At 67.5% G+C, this 25310-nt stretch carries 23 protein-coding genes and 1 pseudogene; 11 read left to right on the top strand and 13 right to left on the bottom strand.

Annotated features, from left to right (window positions below; translation table 11 throughout):
• The 4 genes from VHL31_RS24655 to VHL31_RS24640 form a co-directional block, all read right to left on the bottom strand.
• Positions 1–850 (bottom strand): selenium-binding protein SBP56-related protein (locus VHL31_RS24655; protein WP_329663904.1); only part of this gene is annotated, 850 nt, incomplete at its 3' end.
• Between the two features lie 97 nt (positions 851–947).
• Positions 948–2261 (bottom strand): Xaa-Pro peptidase family protein, encoded by a 1314-nt coding sequence (locus tag VHL31_RS24650; protein WP_329663903.1) that lies wholly within the window; start codon positions 2259–2261, stop codon positions 948–950.
• 82 nt (positions 2262–2343) lie between these two features.
• On the bottom strand, positions 2344–4725 hold the full coding sequence (gene lon, locus VHL31_RS24645) for an endopeptidase La (protein ID WP_349262541.1): 2382 nt from the start codon (positions 4723–4725) through the stop codon (positions 2344–2346).
• Between the two features lie 42 nt (positions 4726–4767).
• Complete coding sequence (locus VHL31_RS24640) at positions 4768–5175, bottom strand: Hsp20/alpha crystallin family protein (RefSeq protein ID WP_329663901.1); 408 nt, start codon at positions 5173–5175, stop codon at positions 4768–4770.
• A 147-nt stretch (positions 5176–5322) separates the two neighbouring features.
• Between VHL31_RS24640 and VHL31_RS24635 the strand changes: the two genes are divergently transcribed.
• Positions 5323–7734, top strand: a complete 2412-nt coding sequence (locus VHL31_RS24635; protein WP_329663900.1) for a phosphoketolase family protein — start codon at positions 5323–5325, stop codon at positions 7732–7734.
• A gap of 60 nt (positions 7735–7794) precedes the next feature.
• Here VHL31_RS24635 and VHL31_RS24630 read toward each other — a convergent pair whose 3' ends face one another.
• A complete protein-coding gene (locus tag VHL31_RS24630; RefSeq protein ID WP_329663899.1) occupies positions 7795–8667 on the bottom strand; it encodes an SDR family oxidoreductase in 873 nt (290 codons plus the stop codon).
• Positions 8664–9704: an SDR family oxidoreductase gene (locus tag VHL31_RS24625; protein ID WP_329663898.1), complete on the bottom strand. Its 1041-nt coding sequence runs from the start codon at positions 9702–9704 to the stop codon at positions 8664–8666. The genes VHL31_RS24630 and VHL31_RS24625 overlap by 4 nt, the downstream gene beginning before the upstream one ends.
• Before the next feature lie 202 nt (positions 9705–9906).
• On the opposite strand from VHL31_RS24625, the gene VHL31_RS24620 reads away from it, so the two are divergent.
• Positions 9907–10935, top strand: coding sequence for a purine nucleoside permease (locus VHL31_RS24620; protein ID WP_329663897.1), 1029 nt, complete (start codon positions 9907–9909; stop codon positions 10933–10935).
• 15 nt (positions 10936–10950) lie between these two features.
• Here VHL31_RS24620 and VHL31_RS24615 read toward each other — a convergent pair whose 3' ends face one another.
• Complete coding sequence (locus tag VHL31_RS24615) at positions 10951–11559, bottom strand: pyridoxamine 5'-phosphate oxidase family protein (RefSeq protein ID WP_329663896.1); 609 nt, start codon at positions 11557–11559, stop codon at positions 10951–10953.
• Positions 11560–11657: 98 nt separating this feature from the next.
• Between VHL31_RS24615 and VHL31_RS24610 the strand changes: the two genes are divergently transcribed.
• Genes VHL31_RS24610 through VHL31_RS24600 form a run of 3 tightly spaced genes read left to right on the top strand, consistent with a single transcriptional unit; the run spans position 11658 to position 14021 of the window.
• Positions 11658–12560 carry a LysR family transcriptional regulator gene (locus tag VHL31_RS24610; protein ID WP_329663895.1) on the top strand — a complete coding sequence of 301 codons (903 nt, stop codon included), beginning with the start codon at positions 11658–11660 and terminating at the stop codon, positions 12558–12560.
• A 19-nt stretch (positions 12561–12579) separates the two neighbouring features.
• Complete coding sequence (locus VHL31_RS24605) at positions 12580–13251, top strand: haloacid dehalogenase type II (RefSeq protein WP_329663894.1); 672 nt, start codon at positions 12580–12582, stop codon at positions 13249–13251.
• A gap of 32 nt (positions 13252–13283) precedes the next feature.
• Positions 13284–14021: a DUF72 domain-containing protein gene (locus VHL31_RS24600; RefSeq protein WP_329663893.1), complete on the top strand. Its 738-nt coding sequence runs from the start codon at positions 13284–13286 to the stop codon at positions 14019–14021.
• Here the strand turns inward: VHL31_RS24600 and VHL31_RS24595 are convergent.
• The 4 genes from VHL31_RS24595 to ybaK form a co-directional block, all read right to left on the bottom strand.
• Positions 13981–14610 carry an isochorismatase family cysteine hydrolase gene (locus VHL31_RS24595; protein ID WP_329663892.1) on the bottom strand — a complete coding sequence of 210 codons (630 nt, stop codon included), beginning with the start codon at positions 14608–14610 and terminating at the stop codon, positions 13981–13983. The genes VHL31_RS24600 and VHL31_RS24595 overlap by 41 nt on opposite strands.
• Positions 14611–14648: 38 nt before the next feature.
• Entirely contained in the window at positions 14649–16694 is a 2046-nt protein-coding gene (locus tag VHL31_RS24590) for an NAD(+) synthase (RefSeq protein ID WP_329663891.1), read from the bottom strand.
• 69 nt (positions 16695–16763) lie between these two features.
• The gene (locus VHL31_RS24585; protein WP_329663890.1) at positions 16764–17234 is read right to left on the bottom strand and encodes an opioid growth factor receptor-related protein; all 471 of its coding nucleotides are present in this window, start codon (positions 17232–17234) and stop codon (positions 16764–16766) included.
• 13 nt (positions 17235–17247) lie between these two features.
• On the bottom strand, positions 17248–17721 hold the full coding sequence (gene ybaK, locus VHL31_RS24580) for a Cys-tRNA(Pro) deacylase (protein WP_329663889.1): 474 nt from the start codon (positions 17719–17721) through the stop codon (positions 17248–17250).
• A gap of 139 nt (positions 17722–17860) precedes the next feature.
• Between ybaK and VHL31_RS24575 the strand changes: the two genes are divergently transcribed.
• Both VHL31_RS24575 and VHL31_RS24570 read left to right on the top strand, forming a co-directional pair.
• Positions 17861–19084 (top strand): putative DNA modification/repair radical SAM protein, encoded by a 1224-nt coding sequence (locus VHL31_RS24575; RefSeq protein WP_329663888.1) that lies wholly within the window; start codon positions 17861–17863, stop codon positions 19082–19084.
• Positions 19084–20523 (top strand): UdgX family uracil-DNA binding protein, encoded by a 1440-nt coding sequence (locus VHL31_RS24570; RefSeq protein ID WP_349262540.1) that lies wholly within the window; start codon positions 19084–19086, stop codon positions 20521–20523. Before VHL31_RS24575 ends, VHL31_RS24570 begins: the two co-directional genes overlap by 1 nt.
• A gap of 19 nt (positions 20524–20542) precedes the next feature.
• Here the strand turns inward: VHL31_RS24570 and VHL31_RS24565 are convergent, their stop codons facing one another.
• Positions 20543–21001, bottom strand: coding sequence for an anti-sigma factor (locus VHL31_RS24565; RefSeq protein ID WP_329663886.1), 459 nt, complete (start codon positions 20999–21001; stop codon positions 20543–20545).
• A gap of 331 nt (positions 21002–21332) precedes the next feature.
• On the opposite strand from VHL31_RS24565, the pseudogene VHL31_RS24560 reads away from it, so the two are divergent.
• Positions 21333–21650 (top strand): annotated as a pseudogene (locus VHL31_RS24560) (plasmid stabilization protein).
• A gap of 36 nt (positions 21651–21686) precedes the next feature.
• The gene (locus VHL31_RS24555; RefSeq protein ID WP_329663884.1) at positions 21687–22190 is read left to right on the top strand and encodes a ferritin-like domain-containing protein; all 504 of its coding nucleotides are present in this window, start codon (positions 21687–21689) and stop codon (positions 22188–22190) included.
• Positions 22191–22259: 69 nt separating this feature from the next.
• On the opposite strand, the gene VHL31_RS24550 is transcribed toward VHL31_RS24555, so the two are convergent.
• Positions 22260–23423 carry an FAD-dependent oxidoreductase gene (locus VHL31_RS24550; protein WP_329663883.1) on the bottom strand — a complete coding sequence of 388 codons (1164 nt, stop codon included), beginning with the start codon at positions 23421–23423 and terminating at the stop codon, positions 22260–22262.
• Between the two features lie 243 nt (positions 23424–23666).
• Here VHL31_RS24550 and ada point away from each other — a divergent pair, with 243 nt between their 5' ends.
• Together ada and VHL31_RS24540 are read left to right on the top strand one after the other, a co-directional pair.
• A complete protein-coding gene (ada, locus tag VHL31_RS24545) occupies positions 23667–24731 on the top strand; it encodes a bifunctional DNA-binding transcriptional regulator/O6-methylguanine-DNA methyltransferase Ada (RefSeq protein WP_329663882.1) in 1065 nt (354 codons plus the stop codon).
• Positions 24732–24823: 92 nt separating this feature from the next.
• Positions 24824–25288: a carboxymuconolactone decarboxylase family protein gene (locus VHL31_RS24540; RefSeq protein ID WP_329663881.1), complete on the top strand. Its 465-nt coding sequence runs from the start codon at positions 24824–24826 to the stop codon at positions 25286–25288.
• Positions 25289–25310: the final 22 nt, after the last annotated feature.

The raw sequence follows: 25310 nt of genomic DNA, 5'->3' as shown, positions 1-25310 counted from the left end.
CGCCGTTCTTGTGCCAGTGCCAGACGTTGGAGGAGAGGGCCACGCCGACATAGCCATGCGTGCTGGCCGGGTCATGGTGGAAGCGCACCTCCAGCGGCACCAGGCCGTCGGCCCCCAGATCGTGGCTCTTCTCGATCCGCTTGCCCTCGAAGTCCCAGAAGTGCAGCCGCTGCCCGTAGCGCCCGGCCGCGACGTCCTCCAGGCTGAAGCCCTTGAAGAAGGCGTTGGGCGCGCCGAACTCGGACGACACCATCACGTTGTGGCGCGGCTGGTACCAGAAGTCGTAGCCGTACTTCATGCCGGTGAGGTCGTTCTCCCAGCGGCCGGTCACGTTGAAGTCCTGGTCCATGGTGAGGAAGCCGCCCGGACCCTCGCCCTCGGCGTTGCCCAGCATGGAGATGATGATCTCCTTGCCCAGGCAGTGCACCGTGTGGGGTGCGGTCAGGCCGGTCTTGGCGATGACCTCCTCGGGCTCGATCACCTTGTGCATGACGGGTGCGCGCGCATCCGCCACGTCGATGATGTGGATGCGGCTCGACTTGAAGCCGGGCACCACCAGGAAGCGCCGTTCGGCCGAGGCATCGCCGTGGCAGGACGAGCAGGCGTTCCAGCCGAAATGGTGGAGCTCGTCGCCCTTGTTCGGCATCTCCAGCCGGTGAATCACCTTGCCACAGGACGGGCTTGCCGGGTCGACGTCGACCGTGGCGAGATAATCCGGCGCATCGACCCTGGTGCCGGTATACAGCCCGATCACGTAGAGAAGCTTCTCGCGCGGCGCTGCCATCGCCGCCTTGGGTGACGCATAGCCCGGGCCGCAGCACGCACTGTCGTGATGTCCATTGGCTGCCATGTCATGTCCTCCCATTCTCCGCCATCTTCGACGGGCATAGACATTAACCCGAGCGCGATCAGTGGCAAGGTGAGATCATCGCGGGCAGGCGGCCGGATCAGGGCTCGATCGCATCCAGGAACGGCGAGCGGGACAGGATCTCGGCACCGCCGGCCGTGACGAGCACCTGCTGCTCGAGCTTCACGCCCTCGGCGCCGCCTTGCGCGCCGATATAGCTTTCCACCGACACGACCATGTTCTCCTCGAACACTCCGTCATAGCCCCAGTCCGCGAAGTCCTGCGCGTAGACGATGCCCGGGAACTCGTCGACCATGCCGACCCCGTGGATGAGCGTCATGTAGCGGTTGGCGATGAAAGCCTCGGGTACCTTCCAAGCGCGGTCGATGAAGTCGCGGAAGGTGAGGCCCGGGCGGAGCAGGCCGGCATTGTGCAGCACCTGCTCCTGGGCGATCTCGTAGAGCGAGCGCTGCTCGTCGCTGGGCCGCCGGCCAGGGCAGACATAGGAGCGTGAGATGTCGGCGAGGTAGCCGTGCGGGCCCACCATGTCCGTGTCAAACCCCACGATGTCGCCGGCCTCGATCACGCGGTCGGAGCATTCCTGGAACCAGGGATTGGTGCGCTGGCCCGACGCCAGCAGCCGGCACTCGATCCATTCGCCGCCATGCGCGATGTTCGTGTCATGCATCACGCTCCAGAGCTGGTTCTCGGTGATGCCGGGCTGCAGGCTGGCGCGCATCCGGTCCACCGCGATGTCGCAGACCGCCATGGCATTGCGCAGACAGGTGACCTCGTCCGGCGACTTCACCATCCTGGCCTGCTCGACCGCTTCCTGCGCATCGAACAGCTGGATGCCACGGGCCAAGAGGCAGGCGGTGCCGGCCGGGTTGCAGCGGTCCACGGCGAGGCGCCGGTTGCGCCCGCCATGCCGCTCCATCAGGCTCGCTACCTCTTCCGCCCAGGTCGCCGCCTTCTCCGCCACCCTGGGCCCGGCGATGAAGTAGCTCCAGCCGGTGCCGGTCTGCAGCTCGTCGATCGTGTCGAAGCCCTCGGCCAGATGCCGGGTCGCCGCGAACTCGAACATCACGACCGGGCCTTCCGTGGCCACGAACACGTAGCGGCCGCCCTCGCGCATGGTCCAGATCGCCATGTTGCGGGCACCGGTGGCATAGCGGATGTTGATGGGATCCGAGAGCAGCGCGCCGGCATAGTCGCGCATGCGCAGCTCCGCCCGCAGCTTGTCGAGGCGGTCCTGCCGCATCCGCTGCTCGTCGACCGCAGCGATGTCGGCCATCACCTCATCGCTGGTCGGCGAGACGCTCCAGCCAGGACGGGAAAGGCCCGAGGCAACGGCCCGACCCGTGCCCACGATCCGGCTGGTATATCCCGCGTGCCCGCCGTCGCCCGATGCCATGGATCTGCGCCCCGCCACCCGGTAAACCTTCACTGGTCGCAGGTTTCCGCGGCGGCAGGGCGTTGTAAAGCGAAGAGCGGCGTCAGCTCACCGGCTCGGGCTCCCGTGCCTCCGCAGGCTCGATCGCGGCGGCCACCGCGTCGTCGACCTTCTCCAGCCAGATGAACTCCAGCCGGTCGCGCGCATCCTTGGGGATATCATCGAAGTCCCGCCGGTTGCGGGCGGGCAGCATCACCCGGGTCAGCCCCGCACGGGCGGCCGCCACCACCTTCTCCTTGATCCCGCCGACCGGCAGGACCAGGCCGCGCAGGCTGATCTCACCGGTCATCGCGGTGTCGTTGCGCACCGTGCGTCCGGTCAGGATCGAGGTGAGCGCCGTGAACATGGCCACGCCGGCGCTAGGTCCATCCTTGGGCGTCGCACCGGCCGGGACGTGGACATGGATGTCGTTCGTCTCGAACAGCTTGGAATCGACGCCCAGCTGGGTGGCGCGGCTCTTCACCAGGCTGAGCGCCGCCTGCGCGCTTTCCCGCATGACCTCGCCCAGCTGGCCCGTGAGGATCAGCCGGCCATTGCCGGGCGTGCGGGCGGCCTCGATGAACAGGATGTCGCCGCCCACCGGTGTCCAGGCAAGGCCGGTCGCCACGCCGGGCACGCTGACCCGCATCGCGACCTCGTCCTCGAACCGTGCCGGCCCCAGCAGCTCCTGGAGATCCGCCGGGCCGATGGTGGCATGGCTGGCCGTACCTTCGGCAATGCCCACGGCGACGTGCCGCAGGGCCCGGCCGACTTCCCGCTCCAGGCTGCGCACGCCCGCCTCGCGGGTGTAGTTGCGGATGATGTCCGCCAGCGCCTCGTCGGTGATCTCGGCCTGCTCCGGCTTCAGCCCGTTCGCCTCCAACTGCCGGCGGACCAGGTAGCGCCTGGCGATCTGCAGCTTCTCGACGTCGGTGTAGCCGGCAAGGCTGATGATCTCCATGCGGTCGCGTAGCGGCCCCGGGATCGTATCCAGCATGTTCGCGGTCGCGATGAACACCACGCGCGACAGGTCGAACGGCACGCCCAGGTAGTTGTCTCGGAACGTCCCGTTCTGCTCGGGGTCCAGCACCTCCAGCATCGCTGCCGACGGATCGCCATGGACGCCCGATCCCATCTTGTCGATCTCGTCCAGCATCATCACGCAGTTGCGCGCACCTGCCTTGCGGATGCCCTGGATGATGTTGCCCGGCAGCGCGCCGACATAGGTGCGCCGATGGCCGCGGATCTCCGCCTCGTCATGGACGCCACCCAAGGAGACCCGCACGAACTTGCGGCCCATGGCGCGTGCGATCGACTGGCCGAGCGAGGTCTTGCCCACGCCGGGCGGGCCGGCGAAGCACAGGATCGGCGCCTTGCCTTCGGGCGCCAGCTTGCGCACCGCCAGGTACTCGACGATCCGCTGCTTGATCTTCTCCAGGCCGTAATGGTCCTCGTCGAGGATGCGGCGCGCCTCGGCGATGTCGATCGGCTGCTCTTCTGGGATGTTCCAGGGCAGCTCGATCAGCCAGTCGAGATAGGTGCGGATCATCCCGAACTCGGCCGAGGCGTCCGGCATCCGCTCCAGCCGGCGCAACTCCTTGCGCGCGGCTTGGTCGACCTCGGCCGGCATGTTCGCCTTGGCGATCGCCTCGTTCAGCTCGGCGATCTCCTGGGCCTTGCCGCCTTCGCCTTCGCCCAGCTGGCGCTGGATCGCTGCCATCTGCTCGCGCAGCAGCACCTCGCGCTGCCGCTCGTCGAGCGAGGCCTTGGTCGCCCGGCCGATCTCCTGGGAAAGGCGGAGCACCTCGATACGCTGGGCGAGTAGCCGCGAGATCTTGTCGATCCGCGCGGTGACGTCGACCGTTTCCAGCAGCTCCTGCTTTTCGGCCGGATCCGCGTCGACATAGGCGGCGACCAGATCGGCCAAGGCACCGGCCGAGCTGGCACCATTCACGGCCGCCACCAGCTCCGGCGGAGTCTGCGGCAGGAGCTGCAGCGCCTCGCTGGCCTGGCGCTGCAGGTGGAGGAATCGCGCCTCGATCTCCGGCGTCCGCAGCTCGGGCTCCTCGAGCCTTCGCACGGTGGCCGCGATGAACGGCTGCTCGCGCAGAAAGCTGTCGACATAGAAGCGCTGCTCGCCCTGGCAGATCAGGTGATGGGTGCCGTCGGGAGCCGTGATGTAGCGCAGGATGTTGGCGACCACGCCCATGCGATGCAGGTTCATCGCCGAGGGCTCGGCCTCTTCCGGGTCGCGCTGCATCAGGATGCCGATCGGGCGGCCCTGCCGCACGGCTTCCTGGGCGGCTGCCATCGAGGCCGGGCGGCCGACCACGACCGGCATCACCACGCCCGGGAACAGGACGAAGTTGCGCACCGGCACGATGATCAGCGCGTCCTGGGGAAGATCGATCGTGGGGGCGCCCTGGGCGCGCTGGCCTTCTGGCATGCGGACGAATTCGGGGAAGCGATTCATGGCAGCGTTTCCCGGTCAGGCGAGCTTGCGGAGGATGATCACCAGACAGCCGTTGATCATCGTCGGGCGGGCGACCTCGAAACGGCCGGATGGCAGGACCAGCTCGCGCTCGAACCGCCCCTGCGGCAGCTCGAGGCGGTGGATCCTTGCGAACCGCAACTCCGGCGGCAGCACCCGCTCGCCGGCGATGAGCAGCGTCCCGTTGTTGATCGTCACCGTGATGTGCTCCGGGTCGACGCCGGGCAGCGCAGCCAGTACGAGGAGTTCATGCTCGGTTTCGAGTACGTCGACAGGTGGCTCCCAGCGCGCACAGGACGCCTGTCCCCGGGACGGCCGGAAGGTCTGCCGGTGCAGCCGTTCCGCCCGCGCGAGCATGTCGACGGCATCGGACCACATCCAGGACCGGGGATCCGGGTTCTTCATGCCTTATCCTTGACACCAACTGCAGCAACACTTGGCCGTAAGTGGGACCGACACGGGGCCGATGGAAGATGGGAGCTTCCGGCGGGCCGGCCGGTTCCCGGGACAGCCGCCGGATCGACCGCCAGAGCGTGCAGCGGAAGGAACATCATGATGAACGACACCATGCCGGAAGATCAGCTGCGTCAGCTGGATACCTACTGGCGTGCCGCCAACTACCTTTCGGTCGGCCAGATCTACCTTCTGGACAACCCGCTGCTGAAGGAGCGGCTGAACCGTGACCACATCAAGCCCAGGCTGCTCGGGCACTGGGGCACGACGCCCGGCCTGAACTTCGTCTACGTCCACCTCAACCGCCTCATCCGCGAGCGCGGCACCGACGTGCTCTACATCTGCGGTCCCGGCCATGGCGGCCCCGGCATGGTGGCCAACACCTACCTCGAAGGCACCTACAGCGAGGTCTACCCGGACATCACCCAGGACGCCGAGGGCATGCGCAAGCTGTTCCGGCAGTTCTCCTTCCCGGGCGGCATCCCCAGCCACGCCGCACCGGAGACGCCTGGCTCGATCCACGAAGGCGGCGAGCTCGGCTATGCGCTGATGCACGCCTATGGTGCCGCCCTGGACAACCCGGACCTGCTGGTCGCCTGCGTGATCGGCGACGGCGAGGCGGAGACCGGGGCGCTGGCGGCCTCCTGGCATTCCAACAAGTTCCTGAGCCCGGTCCATGACGGCACCGTCCTGCCGATCCTCCACCTGAACGGCTACAAGATCGCCAATCCGACCATGCTCGCCCGCATGGCGGAGGACGAGCTGCGCTCGCTCATGGTCGGCTACGGCTACGAGCCCTTCTTCGTGGAAGGTGACGATCCCATGCAGATGCACCGGGACATGGCCAGGACCCTGGACGAGATCATGGGCAGGATCGCGCAGATCCGCGAGGAAGCGAAGGGCCAGGACCAGCCGCCCCGCCCGCGCTGGCCGATGATCGTGCTGCGCAGTCCCAAGGGCTGGACGGGTCCCAAGGAGGTCGACGGCCTGAAGGTCGAGGGGTTCTGGCGCTCTCATCAGGTGCCGCTGTCCGGCGTGCGCGAGAACGACGAGCATCTGGCCATGCTCGAAGCCTGGATGAAGAGCTACCGCCCGGAGGAACTCTTCGACGGGACCGGCAGGCTACAGCCGGAACTCGCAGCACTCGCGCCTGAGGGCACCAAGCGCATGGGGGCCACGCCCTATGCCAATGGCGGCCTCCTGCGCCGCGAGCTGCGCCTGCCCAAGCTCGACGACCATGCGGTGAAGGTGACCAAGCCCGGTGCCGAGACCGGCTCGGCCACGCGCGCACTCGGCGGCTTCCTGCGCGACGTGTTCCGCCTGAACGAGGACAACCGCAACTTCCGCGTCATGGGCCCGGACGAGACCTCGTCCAACCGCCTGGACGCCGTGTTCGAGGTCACCGACCGCGTCTGGCTGGAGAAGACCGAGCCCTATGACGTGAAGCTGTCAGCCAACGGCCGGGTCATGGAGGTCTTGAGCGAGCATCTCTGCCAGGGCTGGCTGGAGGGCTACCTGCTGACCGGCCGGCACGGCTTCTTTTCCTGCTACGAGGCGTTCATCCACATCATCGATTCGATGTTCAACCAGCACGCCAAGTGGCTGAAGGTGTCGAGCGAGCTGCCCTGGCGCCGGCCGGTCTCCTCGCTGAACTACCTGCTGACTTCCCATGTCTGGCGGCAGGACCATAATGGCTTCAGCCACCAGGACCCCGGCTTCGTCGACCTCGTCTGCAACAAGAAGGCCGACATCGTCCGCGCCTACTTCCCGCCGGACGCCAACACGCTCCTGGTCGTGGGCGACCACTGCCTGCGGACCTACAACCGCATCAACGTGATCGTGGCCGGCAAGCAGCCGGCACCCCAGTGGCTGACGATGGAGGAGGCCAAGCGTCACTGCGCTGCCGGGGCCGGCATCTGGTCGTTCGCGAGCAACGACCAGGACGGCGCAGGTCCCCCCGACGTGGTGATGGCTTGCGCCGGCGACGTGCCGACACTGGAGGCGATCGCGGCGGTCGACCTGCTCCGCAAGCACCTGCCGGAGCTGCGGGTCCGGCTGGTGAACGTGGTCGACCTGATGTCGCTGCAGCCGAGGGAGGCCCATCCGCACGGCTTCACCGACCGGGAGTTCGACGCGCTGTTCACGAGCGACCGGCCGGTGATCTTCGCCTACCATGGCTATCCCTACCTGATCCACCGGCTGACCTATAAGCGCACCAACCACGCCAACATCCACGTCCACGGCTTCCGCGAGGAAGGCACCACCACGACGCCGTTCGACATGGTCGTGATGAACGAGCTGGACCGCTACCACCTGGCGATGGCGGCGATCGAGCGGGTGCCGGGCCTGACCGGACGGGCGTCGCACGTCCTGCAGCTGTTCCGCGGCAAGCTGATCGAGCATGCCGAGTACATCCGCGCCCATGGCGAGGACATGCCGGAGATCCAGGACTGGTACTGGCAGGCCGACCCGCAGGCGAAGTCATCCACCGAGGATGCCAAGCCAGCCTGACGAAAATGCCCGGCAGGACGGACCTGCCGGGCACTCGTTCAAGATCGATGGGCAGGGCCGTCAGAGCATCGGGCGGCCGCCGGTCACCGGGATGAGGGCGCCGGTGATGTAGCTGGATTCGGTCGACGCCAGCATGACGTAGGCCGGTGCCAGCTCGACCGGCTGGCCGGCCCGGCCGATCGGCGTGTCCTTGCCGAAGCTCTCGACCTTCTCCTCGGGCATGGTGGAGGGGATGAGCGGCGTCCAGATCGGGCCGGGTGCCACGGCATTCACCCGGATGCCCTTTTCCGCGACGAGCCCGGCCAGGCCCGCCGTGAAGTTCGCGATCGCACCCTTCGTCGTCGCATAGGCGAGCAGCGTCGGCGTGGGGTTCTTCGCGTTGATCGAGCTCGTGTTGATGATCGAGGCACCCGGCTGCATCTTCGGGATGGCCGCCTTGCACAGGTAGAACATGCTGTAGATGTTCGTGCGGAACGTCACGTCCCACTCTTCAGCGCTGATGTCCTCGATCTTCTCGATCGTCGCCTGGTGGGCGGCGTTGTTCACGAGGATGTCGAGCTTGCCGAACTCCTTGAACGCCCGGTCGATCAGCTCCTTGCAGTGCTGCTCGTCCTTGATATCGCCCGGCACGACGATCGCCTTGCGGCCGGCCTGCTCGACGTAGCGGGCAGTGTCCTGCGCATCGTCGTGCTCGTTGTAGTAGGAGATCAGCACGTCGGCGCCCTCGCGGGCGAACGCGATCGCGACGGCCCGGCCGATGCCGGAATCGCCGCCGGTGATGACAGCGGCCATGCCCTGCAGCCGGCCCGATCCCTTGTAGCTTTCCTCGCCATGGTCGGGCTTCGGCGTCATCGCCTGCGTCGAGCCGGGCATGTCCTGCTGCTGCTTGGGCTGCGGCGGCTGCGGCGCGTTCTTCACTGCATCTTCGATCATCGGGAATGCTCCAATCGGGGGGTAGGAGGAGGAAGTGCAGGGCCACGCTCGGCATGGCCTGTCCTTCCGTAGGCGGGCTTCGACCTGAGCAGCACCGCGGCCAGGGCCAGGCCGGCCACGGCCGCGAGGCCGACCAGCGCGCGCTGCTTGGGCGAACGAAGGCCACCGTCGATGCCGCCGGCATCGCGTGGTGGCGCAAACAGGTTGCCGTCCGAGATCGGCACGCGCTCGGCACGGTCGAGCGAGGAACGGATGAACCGCGCCATGACGCGTCCGCTCAGCCCCGGCGCCACGAAATGGCCGAGCCGGACGAACTGGGCGACGGAGCCGACGACCGTCGTGTCGCGGGGTGCTCGGGCGAGGTCGACGATCGCGGCGGCGACCTTGCGCGCGTCGTAGACCGGTGGCGGTGCCGACAGTTTCCGGCCGGTATAGTTCGCCCCGTGCCGGATGCCGGGCGTGTCGATGAACGCCGGGTAGACGTCGCAGACATGGATGTCCGGCTGGTCGGCCACCTCCGCGCGCAGGGCCTCGGCAAAACCTCTCAGCCCATACTTGCTGGCGCTGTAGGAAGTGGCGAACGGCGTCGCCGCGAAGCCGCCAAGCGAGATCATGTTGATGAACGTGCCAAAGCGCTGGCGCAGGAACACCGGCATCACGGCATGGGCGTCGTTGAGGTGGCCGATCAGGTTGGCCCGGATGACCTGCTCGTGCGATTCGATCGGCGTGTCCTGGAACCGGCCGACCGCACCGATGCCGACATTGCTCACCCAGACATCGATCGTTCGGCCGAAGGCCAGGGCGCGATCCGCCAGGCGCCTGACCGCCTGCGCATCGGTGACATCCGTCGGAACCGCAATGGCGTCGCCGCCGAGTGTGCGGCAATGCGCGGCGACCTGCTCCAGCGCCTCGGCGCCGCGTGCAGCCAGCACCAGCCGGGCTCCCAGCCGCGCGAATGCCTCGGCCGTCGCCTGGCCGATCCCGCTGGAGGCGCCGGTGATCACGATCGTTGGGCGGTTGTCGCTGCGCCCTGTCATCGGGGCTCCACTTGCTTGGGTGCGGTCGTCAAACCGGGTGAGGGAGGGCGAGTTCCGATCGCCATGTCGGGTTCTCGCCCGAAGCGTGCCGCAACCGGCGGGCGAGCCGCGGGTTGTCGAGCCGGGTGAACCGCTGGAAGATCGTCCCATGGCCCCGCCCAGAGGGCCGGCCATGACGGGATGCTTCGGCAGGGAGTTGGTGATGCGTCGTTCGATCGTGCTGGGAGTGGCCGCCATGCTCTCCGTCGGCGTGGCGGGATCCGCCTTGGCCCAGGACAAGCTCGCGCCGAAGGTCATGGTCATCACCATGTTCGGCGAGGAAGCGAAGCCCTGGCTGGAGGGAGAGCAGTTTACCAGCAAGGTAGCCGTGCCGGGCCTGTTCAAGGAGTATCCGAACGTCGACTGCAACGAGGCGGGCCTTTGCCACATGACGACCGGCATGGGCTTCGCCAACGCGGCCAGCTCCGTGGCCGCCGTGGTGCTGAGCGACCAGTTCGACCTGCGCGACACCTATGTCGTGATTGCTGGCATCGCCGGCGTGGATCCCGAGGACGGCACGCTCGGCTCGGCGCACTGGGCGCGCTTCGCGGTCGATGGCGGCCTGTACCATGCGATCGACCCCCGTCAGGTACCGGAGGGCTGGGCGCATGGTGTCGTGCCGTTGGGTGCCGCCGAGCCGGGGCAGGCGGCGAAATGGTCGGCCGGCACGGAGGTCTATCGTCTGAGCGAGCCACTGCTGCAGCAGGCCTTCGCGCTGAGCAGGCAGGTGGAGCTCATGGATGGCGATCAGGCAAAGGCCTATCGCCAGGCTTATGCACCGCCGCCCGAGCTCTCGGCACCCCTGGTGAGCATCTGCGACACGCTGTCGAGCGACACCTACTGGCACGGCAGCATGATCGCGGACGCGATGGCGTCCTTCGTGGCGAGCGCGACGAAGGGCGAGGGCAACTACTGCACCACGCAGATGGAGGACAACGCGACGCTGACGGCGCTCCGACGTGGCGCGGATGCGGGCCTGCTCGACTTCGACCGGATCGCCGTCCTGCGCACGGCCTCGAATTTCGACCGCGAGCCGCCGGGCAAGACGGCCATCGAATCGCTGACCGCGACATCGGGCGGATTCGTTCCCTCGACGACCAATGCCTACCGTGTGGCCAGCAAGCTCACCGATGCGATCCTGGCCGACTGGGACAACTGGAAGGACGGCGTGCCCCCGATGCCGGCCCCCTGAGGAAGGACGAAGCCGTCAGGCCGGCTGGCGGAGCCCTGCCAGCTCGGCCTCCAGCTGCTCGATGCGCGCGTCGCGGGCCGCCAGCGCCTGCGCCACGTCCTCCGCCTCGAACTGTTGCGGGATATGCTGCGGGCAGTTGGTGTCCCAGGCGCTCACGGTGAACAGCATCACCTGCTCCGGCCGCGCCTTCGAGCCGGCCGGCAGCAGCCTGGCGGCAAGCTCGCTGTCGCCCTCGACCACCTTGGCCTGGCCCCAGATCTTGATGCGCCGCCGGTGCACGTAGTCGATCAGGAACAGATACGCCTTCGGGTTGTCCTGGAGGTTGCCCTGGGTGATGTACTGGCGGTTGCCGACGAGATCGGTAAAGCCGATCGTCTGCTCGTCGAGCACGCGCAGGAAGCCCGGAGGCCCGCCGCGATGCTGGATGTAGGGCTGGCCGTCGGCCGAGGCGGTGGCCAGGAACACGCTGCGCTGGGACTGGATGAACTCGGCCAGGTCCGGCGTGATCGTGGTCCGCCAGGACCCCTTCTCCTCCATGCGGGCGTAGGACGGCCTGGATCCCTTGCGTTCCTGGATCGCCTTTACGGTCGGGGTGAAGGCGATATCGCTGGCGAATGCGTCCATGGCTGAAGCCTCCTTTGGCACGCCATCAAGTAGGGCCTTCCAGTTCCGGCTCATAGGGAACAAGATCGGGAGCTTCCCTTCCATCTGGCGAGAGGGTGATGGACCGCCTGGAGGCGATGACGGTGCTGGTGGCGGTGGTGGAAGGCGGCAGCCTGTCCGCCGGAGCAAGGCGGCTGGGCATGCCGCTGCCGACCGTCAGCCGGAAGGTGGCGGAGCTGGAGGCCCATCTGGGCACGAGGCTGCTCGACCGCTCCAGCCGGCGGATCACCGAGACTGATGCCGGCCGCTCCTATGTCCTGGCCTGCCGCCGGATCCTGGACGATTTGGCCGAAGCGGAGCGCGAGGCGTCCGGCGAGTACATGGCGCCCAAGGGCGAGCTGGTCGTCTCGGCACCGGTCGTGTTCGGACGGATCCATGCGCTGCCGATCGTGGTGGCGTTTCTCCAGGCCTATCCGGACATCGATATCCGCCTGGCCCTGGCCGACCGCGTCGTCGACATCGCGGAGGAGCATGTCGATCTGGCCCTGCGGATCGCAGCCTTGCCCGACAGCAGCCTGGTCGCCCGGCGGGTCGGCGACCTACGGCGCCTGACCTGCGCCAGCCCGGCCTATCTCGAACGGCGTGGCCGGCCCGAGCGGCCGGCCGACCTCGCAGCCCATGACTGCATCACCTTTGCCGGATCGGCGCAGTCCAGCGCATGGACCTTCGGCGACGAGCGGGTCCTGGTGCGATCCAGGCTGCTGGTGAACGCCGCCGAGCCGGCGGTGGAGGCGGCGGTGGCAGGCCTCGGCATCACCCGCGTGCTCTCCTACCAGGCGCATCATGCACTGCGCGATGGCTCGCTGGAGATCGTGCTGGAAGGCTTTGAGCCGCCGCCCCTGCCAGTGCACCTTGTGCATCGCGGCGGCCGGCTCTTGCCGCTGAAGCTCCGCGCGTTCATCGACTTCGCCGCACCCAGGCTGAAGGCCGGCCTGGCTGATCTGGTCGCCTCGTCGGCATGAACAAGGAGGGCCTGCCATCATGATCCGCGCCATCGCCTTCGACGCCTATGGAACGCTGTTCGACGTGTACTCGATCGGTCGGCTGGCCGCGGAGCTGTTTCCAGGCAAGGGCCAGGCCGTGGCCACCCTGTGGCGGGACAAGCAGATCGAGTACACGCGGCTCCGGACAATATGCGGCCGCTACGCCGATTTCTGGACGGTGACGCAGGATGCGCTGGCCTATACCTGCGAACGCCTGTCCCTGCCCTTGGACGAGCCGGCCCAGGAGCGTCTGATGGGGGAGTATGCGCGGCTGCAGGCCTACCCCGAGAACCGCCCGGCGCTGGAGCGGCTGAAGGCGACGGGCCTGCCGCTGGCGATCCTGTCGAACGGCACGCCCGCCATGCTCGCCAGTGCCGTCCATGCCGCCGGCATGGACGGCCTGTTCGACCATCTGCTGAGTGTCGATACGGTCCGCCGTTTCAAGACCGCCCCCGAGGCCTACCAGCTTGGCCCGGATGCATTCGGCTGCCCGGCCGGGGAGATCCTGTTCGTTTCCTCGAACAACTGGGACGTCTGCGGTGCCGCCTGGTTCGGCTACCCGACCTTCTGGATCAACCGCCAGGGCCTGCCGGCGGAGCGCCTGGGCGTGTCCCCGACCGCCACCGGCCGCACCATGGACGACGTTGTCACCTTCGCCTTGTCCCGGTAGTAGCCTTGGATCGATCCGCACCGGCAGCGATCATGGTCGGCACCGCTGGCTGGACCATTCCCAAGCCGCACGCCTCCGTCTTCCCCGCCGATGGCTCCCATCTGGAGCGCTATGCCAGGCTTCTGCCCTGCGTGGAGATCAACTCGTCCTTCTACCGCCCGCACCGGCCATCCACCTACGAGCGCTGGGCCGCGAGCGTCCCGCCCGGCTTCCGCTTCGCGGTCAAGCTGCCACGCGAGATCTCGCACACCCGCCGGCTCGTGGACGCCCGCGAGCCGCTCGACCGGTTCCTGGCCGAGGCGGGTGCCTTGGGCGACAAGCTCGGGCTGATCCTGGTGCAGCTGCCGCCCAGCCTGCGCTTCGACCACGCGCCGGCAGCCTCCTTCTTCGACCTGCTGCGCACCAGGTTCGGCGGCAACGTCGTCTGCGAGCCGCGCCACCCGAGCTGGTTCACCCGGCCTGTGGACCAGATGCTCCACCAGTTCCGCATCGCCCGTGTGGCCGCCGATCCGGCGCCCGTGCCGGCCGCGGCCAGCCCGGGCGGCTGGGAAGGGATCGTGTACCGCCGCCTGCACGGCTCGCCCGAGATCTACTACTCGCCCTATCCCGACGACGTGCTGGACCGGACCGCGCGCGAGATGGCCTCGGCGGCGAGCGAGAGCTGGTGCATCTTCGACAACACCGCGCTCGGCTGGGCCACGCGAGACGCGCTCGGCCTCCTGGGCCGGCTCAGGCGGTCACCTTCGCCGCCGCCCAGTGCTGCAGGATGACGTCGGTCGTCACTGCCTCGACCTGCATGCCGTAGCGGCTGTGATAGACTTCCAGCGAGGCGTCGTGGGTCTCGTCGGAGGAACTGCACAAGGCGTCGTGCCCGACGATCACCCGGTAGCCGCGATCCACCGCCCCCAGCACCGTCGCCAGCACGCACACATCGGTCTCGCCGCCGGTGATCACGAGCGTGTCGACGCCGCGCCTTTTCAGCCGCTCCTGCAGGTCGGTCTCGACCCAGGGCGAGTAGACATGCTTGTCGATGACCTCCGCCGGCGGCACGAAGCGCCGGAGATCCGGCATGAGGTCGATCATGTCCTGGCCGAGCTGCTCGATCGTCATCGACGACCAGCGCTCGTAATAGCGCTTCCAGGTGCCTTCGCCCTCGCCAGGCCGCGTGGCCGGGATGAAGCGGGTGAAGATCGTGGAATCCGGATGGGCCTCGGTGATTTGCACGACCTTGGGCAGGACGCGCGCCATCCATGGCGTCTTCCAGTCGGTGTCCTCGGCGAACATGCGCTGCATGTCGACGCAAAGGTGCAGGGAGCGTTCGCTCAGCGGGCCGTAGCGGAGCTTGTGCTTGTCGGACATGGAACCACTCGGAAGGGGGAAGTGCGCCGCTTAACCGCTCACGCCTCCGGCACGTTCCGTTCCAGCTCCTCCAACCAGGCCTTGGCATTGCCGTCCGAGGGTGCCCGCCAGTCGCCGCGCGGCGAGAGCGAGCCGCCGGCCGACACTTTCGGCCCGTTCGGCATGGCCGAGCGCTTGAACTGGCTGAACCCGAAGAACCGGCGCACGAACACACCCAGCCAGCGGCGGATGTGCGCGAGGTCATAGGCCCGCCGCCGGTCCTCCGGGAAACCGGGCGGCCAGGGACCGCGATCCGCACGCTCCCAGGCCATCAGCGCCAGGAAGGCGATCTTGGATGGCCTGAAGCCGTAGCGCAGCGTGTAGAACAGGTTGAAGTCCTGCAGCTCGTAGGGGCCGACCTTCGCCTCCGTGCTCTGCGGCTTCTCGCCGGCCTCGACCGGCACCAGCTCTGGCGAGATCTCAGTTGCCAGGATCGAGGACAGCGTCGCCGGCACGTCGCCGCCGAACTGCTCCGACGAGATCACCCAGCGGATCAGGTGCTGGATCAGCGTCTTCGGCACGCCGGCATTGACGTTGTAGTGCGCCATCTGGTCGCCGACGCCATAGGTGCACCAGCCAAGCCCCAGCTCGGACAGGTCGCCCGTGCCGATGACGATGCCGTCATGGTAGTTGGCCAGCCGGAACAGATAGTCCGTCCGAAGCCCCGCCTGCACGTTTTCGAAGGTGACGTCGTAGACCGGCTCGCCCCGCCCGAACGGATGGCCCATGTCTTTGAGCATCTGCGTGGCGGCCGGCCGGATGTCCAGCTCCTGGAAGGACACCTCCAGGGCGCTCATCAGCCGGATGGCGTTCGACTTGGTCTCGGCCGAGGTCGCAAATCCCGGCAGCGTGTAGGCCAGCACGTTCGTGCGCGGCAGGCCCAAGAGGTCCAGCGCCTTGGCGGCCACGATCAGGGCATGGGTCGAATCCAGGCCGCCGGACACGCCGATCACGACCTTCTCGATCCCGATCGCGCGCAGCCGCTGCACCAGCCCGGCCACCTGGATGTTATAGGCCTCGTAGCAGTCTTGGGCGAGGCGCGCCGGGTCGGCCGGCACGAACGGGAAACGCTCGACCACCCGCTCCAGCCCGACATCCCCGTCCGGGGGGGACAGCTCGAACGGGACCCGCCGGTAGCGGTCGGTCATGGCGATGTAGCGCCGCCGGTTGTCGTCGAACGTCCCCTGTCGTGCCCGCTCCTGGCGGAGCAGGTCGAGGTCGACGTCGGCGACCGCTATCTGGTCGCCGGCAGGGAAACGGTCGCTCTCCGCCAGGATCCGGCCGTTCTCGAAGATCGAGGTCTGCCCGTCCCAGGCGAGGTCGGTGGTCGATTCGCCGGCTCCTGCCGCCGAGTACACATAGGCCGCGATGCACCGTGCCGACTGCGAGGCACTCAGCAGCTTGCGCGTCTCCGCCTTCGCGATGGTGATGTTGGAGGCCGACAGGTTCGCCAGCACGGTGGCCCCGGCCAGCGCCGCATCGCTGCTGGGCGGGATCGGGACCCAGACGTCCTCGCAGATCTCCACATGGACCACGAAGCCCTCGACGTCCTCGGCCGGGAACATCAAATCGGTGCCGAACGCCGCCACCTGGCGGCCGAGCTGGATCGAATCGCCGTCCGTGTCCTGGCCGGACGCGAAGTGGCGGTGCTCGTAGAACTCGCGATAGTTCGGCAGGTGGACCTTCGGCACCACGCCCAGCAGCCTGCCGCGATGGATCACCAGGGCCGCGTTGTAGAGCCGGTTGCCGTGGCGCACCGGTGCCCCCACCAGCAGCATCGGCATGAGGTCCCGGCTCGCTTCCACCAGCCGGTCGACTGCTTCTTCCACCGCATCGAGCAGCGGGTCCTGGAGGAACAGGTCGTCGATGGCATAGCCGGACAGGCCGAGCTCGGGAAACACCGCCAGCGCCACCGCCCGCTCATGGCAGGTCCGCGCCACCCGCAGGATCGATTCCGCGTTGGTCCTGGGGTCGGCCAGGCTGACCTTGGTCGTGCAGGCGGCGATCCTGACCAGGCCATGCCGGTAGATGGAGCGGAAGGACATGCGATCCCCGAACGGTTGCCTGATCAAGAAAGTAGCGTGCGGCCGTCAAGGTTGCACGCCGGTGCCATGTCAATCCTCCAGCGCGCGGGTCCAGTAGCGCTGGTTGGCGGGGTCCACCGGTGCCCCGGCCTCCTCCACCAGGGCCACCACCTCGTCATGGAATGCCTGCGCGGCCTCATCGCCCACGAGCAGGCGGAGGCTCTGGATGATGCGGGTGATCCGCAAATGGTTGTGGTCGCTCTTGCGAAGCCACCCCCTGGTCTGCCGGTAGAAGGCCAGCATGCGTTGGCCGGCCCGGTCGAGATTGGCCTGGCAGCGCGGGTCGATCCGGATGGCCTGGATCTCCGCCTCCGTCAGCACGGGTGCGGTCGGTTGCGCCGAACTGGGCACAGGCAAGGGGAACAGCCACTGAATGTAGTCGTGGATGTACTCGAGCGGCACGTTGGGAAGGTCGAGGACGTCGTAGAGCGTGCGGCCCTTCCCGTCGCGCCCGATCCCGGCGAGATAGGCGTGCAGGGGGCCTACGATCGCTTGTTCCATGATGTCAGGTTCCTCAGGCGACGAGCGGTGCCAGGCGCGCATCCAGGACCCTGCAGGCGTCGGCAGGCTCGATCTGGATCTGGAGGCCGCGCTGGCCGCCGTTCAAGAACACGGTCTGTTCGCCGGCGGCCATTTCCTCCATCACGGTCGGCACCCTCTTCTTCTGTCCGAACGGGCTGATCCCTCCGACATGGTAGCCGGTGAGCCGTTCCGCATCGGCTGGGCGCATCATCTGGGCAGACTTTCCGGAAAAGGCGGCCGCCAGCTTCTTCATGCTTACCTCGCGATCGGAGGGAACGACGGCGCAGACCGGCCTGCCATCGACCTCGGCCATCAGCGTCTTCAGGACGCGGCCGGGCGGCACGCCGATGGCCTCGGCCGCCTGCAGGCCGATCCGCTCCGCATCGGGCTGGTAGTCGTAGGCGACGATGGTGAACGCGACGCCTGCCTTGTGCAGGACCTGCGTCGCTCGCGTTGTCTTGGACATGGGAGATCTGGTTGCCGGCAATCCACGTACCTGACCCTAGCGGCGGCCGGCAAACGGGGCCAGCCGCGGGCTGGCCCTTCACGAGGGCGCATCCAGAACATAGATAGAACATGGCGCCGGTGCGTCATCGGGATCAGGCATGGACGTTCGGCGCAAACTCGAGATCCTGGCGGATGCCGCCAAGTACGACGCCTCCTGCGCGTCGAGCGGCACCGAGAAGCGCGATGCCCGCGACGGCAAGGGGATCGGCTCCACCGAAGGCATGGGGATCTGCCATTCCTATGCGCCCGACGGGCGCTGCATCTCGCTGCTCAAGATCCTGATGACCAATGCCTGCATGTATGACTGCCTGTACTGCGTGAACCGGGCGTCCTCAAACGTGCAGCGCGCGCGGTTCACCGTCGACGAGGTCGTCGACCTCACCCTCGACTTCTACCGCCGCAACTATATCGAGGGCCTGTTCCTCTCGTCGGGCATCATCCGCAGCCCCGACTACACGATGGAACAATTGGTGCGGGTGGCCCGCAAGCTGCGCCTGGAGCACGGCTTCAAGGGCTATATCCACCTCAAGACCATTCCCGATGCCGACCCGGACCTGACGACCGAGGCCGGCCTGTTCGCCGACCGGCTGTCGATCAACGTGGAGCTGCCGACGGAGACCGGCCTTTCCGCGCTCGCCCCGGAGAAGGACGCACGGGCGATCCGCCGCACCATGGGCAACCTGCGCGTCCGCCTGGAAGAGGCGAAGGCGGAACGGAAGAACCCGAAGGCGCCGCGCTTCGCGCCGGCCGGGCAGAGCACCCAGATGATCATCGGTGCGGACGGCTCGACCGACCGGACGATCCTGGACACATCGGCCAACCTCTACGGCTCCTATCGCCTCAAGCGGGTCTACTACTCGGCCTTCAGCCCGATCCCCGATGCCAGCCGCAGCCTACCGCTGGCGGCACCGCCCCTGATGCGCGAGCACCGCCTCTACCAGGCGGACTGGCTGCTTCGCTTCTACGGCTTTTCCGTCGAGGAGATCGCCGGAGGTGCCGGCATGCTGCCGCTCGATATCGACCCGAAGCTCGCCTGGGCGCTGCAGCACCGCGACTGGTTCCCGCTCGACGTGAACCGGGCGAGCAGAGAGCAGCTTCTGCGGGTGCCGGGCCTGGGCAAGAAGGCGGTCGACCGCATCCTGGTGGCGCGCCGCCACCGCGCCGTGCGCAGCGACGACCTCCTCCGCCTTAGGGTGTCGCCCGGCAAGGTGCTGCCCTTCGTGGTGCTGCCGGACCATCGGCCGAAGCTGGGCCTGCTGGATGGGGAGCAACTCGTGGCAAAGCTGCGGCCGCCGGCACGACAGATGTCGCTGGGCCTTTGATGTACCGGATCTGGCTGGAATCACCTGTCGACATGGACGGATGGAGGGCGGCAGCCCGGCGCCTGGCGCTGGCTGGCGTGGCGCCGGAGATGGTCGGCTGGGCGGTGGAAGGTGAGCAGGACGCGCTGTTCGACGATGACGTGCTGCCGCCGATGCCGGATGGCGACGCGGCTTTCTCGGTGCCCAGGCGCTTTGTCGAGCTGGCGCAGACCGCCATCTGTCATGCCGATCCCGAACGCTTTTCCCTGCTCTACGCCCTCCTCTTGAGGCTGCGCGAGGAGCGGGGGCTGCTCGAGGTGGCGGTCGATCCGCTCGTGGCCAGGGTGGAAGCGCTCGCCAAGGCCGTGCGCCGCGACATCCACAAGATGCACGCCTTCGTCCGCTTCCGCGCGGTGGCGACCGATGAGGGCGAACACTTCATCGCCTGGTTCGAGCCGGAGCACCACATCGTGGAAGCGGCGGCCCCCTTCTTTCAGCGCCGTTTCGCCGCGATGCGCTGGTCGATCCTCACGCCCGAGCGCTGTGCGCATTGGGACGGCGGGACGCTGCGCTTCACTGGTGGTGTGCCGAAGAGCGCTGCGCCCACCGAGGACGCGCTGGAAGAGCTCTGGCGCTCCTACTACGCGGCGATCTTCAACCCGGCCCGGCTGAAGGTGGCCGCCATGCAGTCGGAGATGCCGCGCAAGTACTGGAAGAACCTGCCGGAAGCTTCCTCGATCGGGCTGCTGGTCCGCGATGCGGAACGACGGGCCCAGGCGATGGTTGCAGCGGTGCCGCCGGCACCTAACCCGCAGCCGCAGCGACAGGGAGCAACCGCCATGGCCACCGGTGAACCCGGAACACCACTGGAAGAACTGAGGCAGCAGGCCGCCGGATGCCGGGAGTGCCCACTCTGGGCGCCCGCCACCCAGACCGTGTTCGGCGAGGGGCCGGAGGATGCGCGGGTCGTCTTCGTGGGTGAGCAGCCGGGCGACAGCGAGGATCTGAAGGGGCGGCCCTTCGTGGGACCTGCCGGCCAGCTGCTCGACCGGGCGCTGGACGAGGCCGGTATCGATCGCCACAAGGTCTACGTCACCAATGCGGTGAAGCACTTCAAGTTCGAGCCGCGCGGCAAGCGCCGCATCCACCAGAAGCCCAACGCTGGCGAGATCCGCGCCTGCCGGCAGTGGCTCTCGCGTGAGCTGGCAACCGTGCAGCCGACGCTCGTGGTGGCGCTCGGTGCGACGGCCGTGAGCAGCCTGGTCGGCAAGACGACGTCGCTGAGCTCGGTGCGTGGCAAGGTCATGAAGACGGACGGCGACACGGATATGGTGGCAACCGTCCATCCGTCCTACCTGCTGCGGGTGCCGGACGAGGCGGCCCGGGCTGCCGAGTACCAGCGGTTCGTGGCCGACCTGCGGCACATCGGCGAGCTCGATCCGAGCGTGCGCGCAGCCTGAGGGCGGCGCGCACTGCCTCTCATCGCAGCGCTTCCTTCGTCGTGCCCTTGAACAGGACCGGCCCGGTCGGCCTTCCGGTCGGCGAGCCGGTGGGTGGTTCCACGCTGATCTCGAAGAGCTGGTCCGGCCCCACCGTCGCCACGGCGTCCGGCTGGAACAGGCTGACATCGTCCGGCTTCAAGAGCCCGACCGACTTGGGCCCCTCAGCCTGGTCGACCAGGGTCCAGAGCTGGAGCGAGCGGTCCGCCGGGACCTCCGTTCGCCCGAGCGGGGTCAGGCGGACGCTGCGGTCGGGGCCGATCTCGACGAGCCAGCCCCCGGACGTGACGCCGGGCTGGGGCTGCAGCACCGCAAGGAAAGTTGACGACGGCGTGCCGCTCACGCCGAACGGCGCGGCCGCGAACATGACCGCGATCGCTACCAGGGCGACCAGCGTCGCCAGGCGCCAAAGGCCGGCGCTGTTCCAGATCCTTCTCACGCATCCACCCTGTTCTTGCCCGCCCATGGACGGTGGCGGCCTCCCCCATGTCGACAATGCACCTAAACCAGTCCGGGCCTGAGATCCACGCATGGCCAGCAAAGGCTGGGGCATTGGCCAAAAGCAGGGACTATGCGATTATGGTGAGATCTATGTGGGCTGTCTTGCTCGCGCCACTGGACGATCGAAGGTGATCTTGCAGGAACGAACCCGAGAACGAGGCCATGTTCAATGACTTGAAAGACATTCGACGCCCTATTCACTCCAGGCGGCCACTGGGGAACCCGCGTTGCCCCGATGGGTTGATAGGGCGTGGATGTCGGAGATCGCCATGCCACAGGGTGACAAGTCCAAGTATACGGACAAGCAGAAGCGCAAGGCCGAACACATCGCTGAAGGTTATGAGCATCGCGGCGTGCCGGAGCACGAAGCGGAAAGCCGGGCCTGGGCGACGGTCAACAAGGATGACGGCGGCGGCAAGCAGGCCGGATCCGGGCGTGGCAAGAAGACCGATCATCCGGCATCTCACAAGGGTGGCGAGAAGGGCGGATAGGCCTCTGCCCATCGCTCCCCCGCCGAGCGGTCGGCCTCTGCCAGGAAGGCGGCGCCTACCCGCAAGCGAAATGCGCAACATCACGCTCACCAGTGAGGCTTCGGCCCTGGGAGCCAAAATGGAGATGAAATCATGGGTATGTTCAGCAGCGACATCAAGTCGATGGATGACCTGTTCGTGCACACGCTGCGCGATATCTATTATGCCGAGCAGCAGATCACGAAGGCGCTGCCGAAGATGATTTCGCAGGCCACAAATCCTGAACTGAAGGGTGGCTTCGAGCAGCACCTGAAGGAGACCCAGGGTCAGGTCCAGCGTCTTGAGCAGGTCTTCAAGATGCATGGCGTCGAGGCCAAGGGCGTGACGTGCCCGGCAATCGACGGGATCATCAAGGAAGCCAACGAGGTCGCCGGCGAAGTAGCCGACAAGGCCGTCCTTGACGCGGCCCTGGTGGCAGCGGCGCAGGCCGTCGAGCACTACGAGATCACCCGCTACGGCAGCCTGATCGCCTGGGCCAAGCAGCTGGGCCGCCAGGACTGCGCCAGCGTCCTCCAGCAGAACCTCGACGAAGAGAAGGCCACCGACAAGAAGCTGACGGCAATGGCCGAGAGCAAGGTGAACCAGCAGGCCGTCTGACCGGCTTGACGGCATGTTCGCGAGGAGGGCCCCGCATCCGATGGATGCGGGGCCCTTCCGCGTTGGTGGTCAGCGCCGGTCCAACTGGGCCAGTGCGATCGCGATCCTCTGCTTGACCGGCTGGAGCCGGTCGATCGTCCGGAATGCTGCGTTCCGCAGGGCACGTGCCGCGGGTGAGCGTGCGGTGGCCACGCGGGTAAGGCGGTCGGTCATCGCGATCAGCCGCAGCGCGTTCGCCCGCCTTGTCATGGCCCAGGCGGCGAGCCCCGCTTGATCACCCGTCGAGAGCGCAGCCATGAGCGGCTCGCCCAGGCTGACCGCGTCCTGAATGCCGGTGTTCATGCCCTGTCCGCCAGCCGGACTGTGGACATGGGCGGCATCGCCGCAGATCAGCACGCGATCTTGCCGGAAGGTCGCTGCGACCCGATGGTGGATGCGGAAGCGCGAACTCCAGAGAACATCCCTGACCATGGCCGTTGGCGCGGTCGGACCTCGTGCCTGCAAGATCGCCTGCACCAGCTCTACCCCGGGCTGCTCCGGCGCCTGGTCCACCGTCGCCACCACGCGGTAGCGGCCATCGCGAAACGGCGCGATGACGGCCAAGCCGTCCGGCGAGAAGAACAGGCTGCCCTCGGTCGGCCCGAGCGGCCAGTCCATGTGGATATCGGCGAGGATGAAGCTCTGCTCGTAGCTGTCCCCCTCGAACGCGATGCCCGCACTCTGGCGCACGATGCTCCGCCCGCCGTCACACCCAACGACCCATGCTGCCCTGACATCATGGATGGCGCCGTTTACCTCCAGCTTGGCGTCCACACCATCCTTTGCAACGGCCAGCTCCTGGACATTGCAGGGCCGCACGATGCTCTGGCCCAGCTCGGTCAGCTTGCGACGGAGCACGTGCTCAGTGCGGTCCTGGGGGCACATCAGGATGAACTGGTAGCGGCTGGGGAGGGCAGCAAAGTTCATCGACAAAAGCACCCGGTCGCGGTCGCGCGCGCGGAATGCCGTAGTCGGAAGGCCCTCCGCCATGAGATCCGGCACGACGTCCAGCGGCTCCAGGACCTCCAGCGTCCGGGCATGGATGACCCCTGCGCGCGACTCGTTGGCGCCTTGCACCAGGCGGTCGACGATCAGGACCGACCGGACGCCACGTCGGGCGAGTTCGGCAGCGAGGGCCATGCCGGTGGGCCCGGCACCGACGATCAGGACATCGCAACGCTGCGGAAGCGCCATCGCCCGTCCCTGCGGCTGTGGAACCATGCTGCCAACGTGGACTAGCTGCTGGTTGCCGGCCCCGCAATGAAGGGGTTGGATTCGAGAGCAATGACCGGAGTGTGGGCTTGCCGCGTCTGGGGCAGGTTGGCCTGCGTCGGAACGATAGTCTCGATGTCCGACCGGAGTGGAGCTACCCTGATGAGTGCAGTTGCGATGACGACCAGACCGACACCGCCTCCTCCGACCACAGGAGCCACCCCGTTGCATGCGCCGGTGAAATCGTTCGGCACGGACGACGAACGATGGGAAGCCGTGGCACAGCGAAATCCGGCAGCCGACGGGATGTTCCTCTACGCGGTCCAAACGACCGGCGTATACTGCCGTCCAAGCTGCGCCGCCCGTCTCGCCAACCGGGTGAATGTCAGCTTCCATGCCACGTGCCAGGAGGCGGAGGCGGCAGGCTTCCGGCCGTGTCGTCGTTGCCGTCCGTCCGGCGAGCCGCTGGCCAAGCGGCAGGCCGACGCCGTGCTGCAGGCATGCCGCCTGATCGAGACGGCCGAAGAGATGCCGCAGCTGGACGAACTGGCGCGAGCGGCGAACATGAGCCGCTTCCACTTCCATCGCATCTTCAAGGCCAGGACCGGACTGACACCCAAGGCTTATGCCGATGCCCACCGCGCGGAACGGGTGCGCCGACAGCTCCAGGGCAAGGGACGCATCACCGACGCCCTGTACGATGCCGGCTTCAACTCGAACGGCCGGTTCTATGCACAGTCGAGGAAGGTCCTCGGGATGAAGCCTACCGACTACCGGGCGGGCGGCACGGGCACGGCGATCTGCTTTGCCGTCGCGGAATGCACGCTGGGCTCCATCCTGGTTGCAGCCAGCGGGAGCGGTGTCTGCGCCATTCTGCTCGGCGACGATCCTGATGCCCTGGTCCGCGACCTGCAGGATCGCTTCCCCAAGGCGGATCTGGGCGGTGGCGATGCCGCCTTCGAGGAGTGGGTCGCGAGGATCATCCGGTTCGTCGAGGCACCGCGAATCGGGCTCGACCTCCCGCTGGACGTGCGCGGCACCGCGTTCCAGCAGCGGGTGTGGCGAGCGCTGAGCGAGATCCCGCCCGGCTCCACTGCCAGCTACACGGAGATCGCCACCAAGATCGGCGCGCCCAAGGCGGTTCGTGCCGTGGCCATGGCCTGTGCTGCGAATAATCTCGCGGTCGTCGTGCCCTGCCATCGGGTCGTTCGCCATGACGGCAACCTGTCCGGCTATCGCTGGGGCGCCCAGCGCAAGCTGGCGCTGCTGGAGCGGGAGCGCTCGGCCTGAAGGCCAGATCGCTCTTTCTTGCTGATGGCATGTCACGGAAGCGGAGGCTGCTTCGTCTTGCTCTCGGTAAATGAACTAGAGGAGACAAGCCGATGCAGCCCCGTATGAACCCCTACACGATCGCGCCTGACATCATCCAGCCGATGCTCGACCTCGCGAAGAAGCTGAGCCAGGGCAAACTGGAGCATTCCCTGGTGGAACTGGTAAAGACGCGGGCCTCGCAGATGAACGGGTGTGCGTTCTGCCTCCACATGCACACGAGCGCCGCTCGTGCAGCCGGCGAGACGGAGCAACGTCTGTACCTGCTCGATGCCTGGCGGGAGTCCAACCTCTACACCCCGAGGGAGCGTGCCGCCCTGGCCTGGACCGAGGCATTGACCCTGATCACCAGCGGACATGCGCCGGACCATGTCTACGAGGAGGTCAGGTCGCAGTTCAGCGAAGAGGAGATGGTCGAACTCACGCTGCAGATCACGACGATCAACGCCTGGAACCGCATTGCCATCGGGTTCCGTTCGGTGCATCCCCATGATCTGAAGAAGGCGCGAGCTGCCTGAGGATCAGAGCTTGTCGCATGAG

The organism is Geminicoccus sp. (assembly GCF_036263595.1).
Classification (GTDB): domain Bacteria; phylum Pseudomonadota; class Alphaproteobacteria; order Geminicoccales; family Geminicoccaceae; genus Geminicoccus.
Note: the sequence above shows the minus strand (reverse complement) of the source record. Positions and strands in the feature narration are given on the sequence as shown.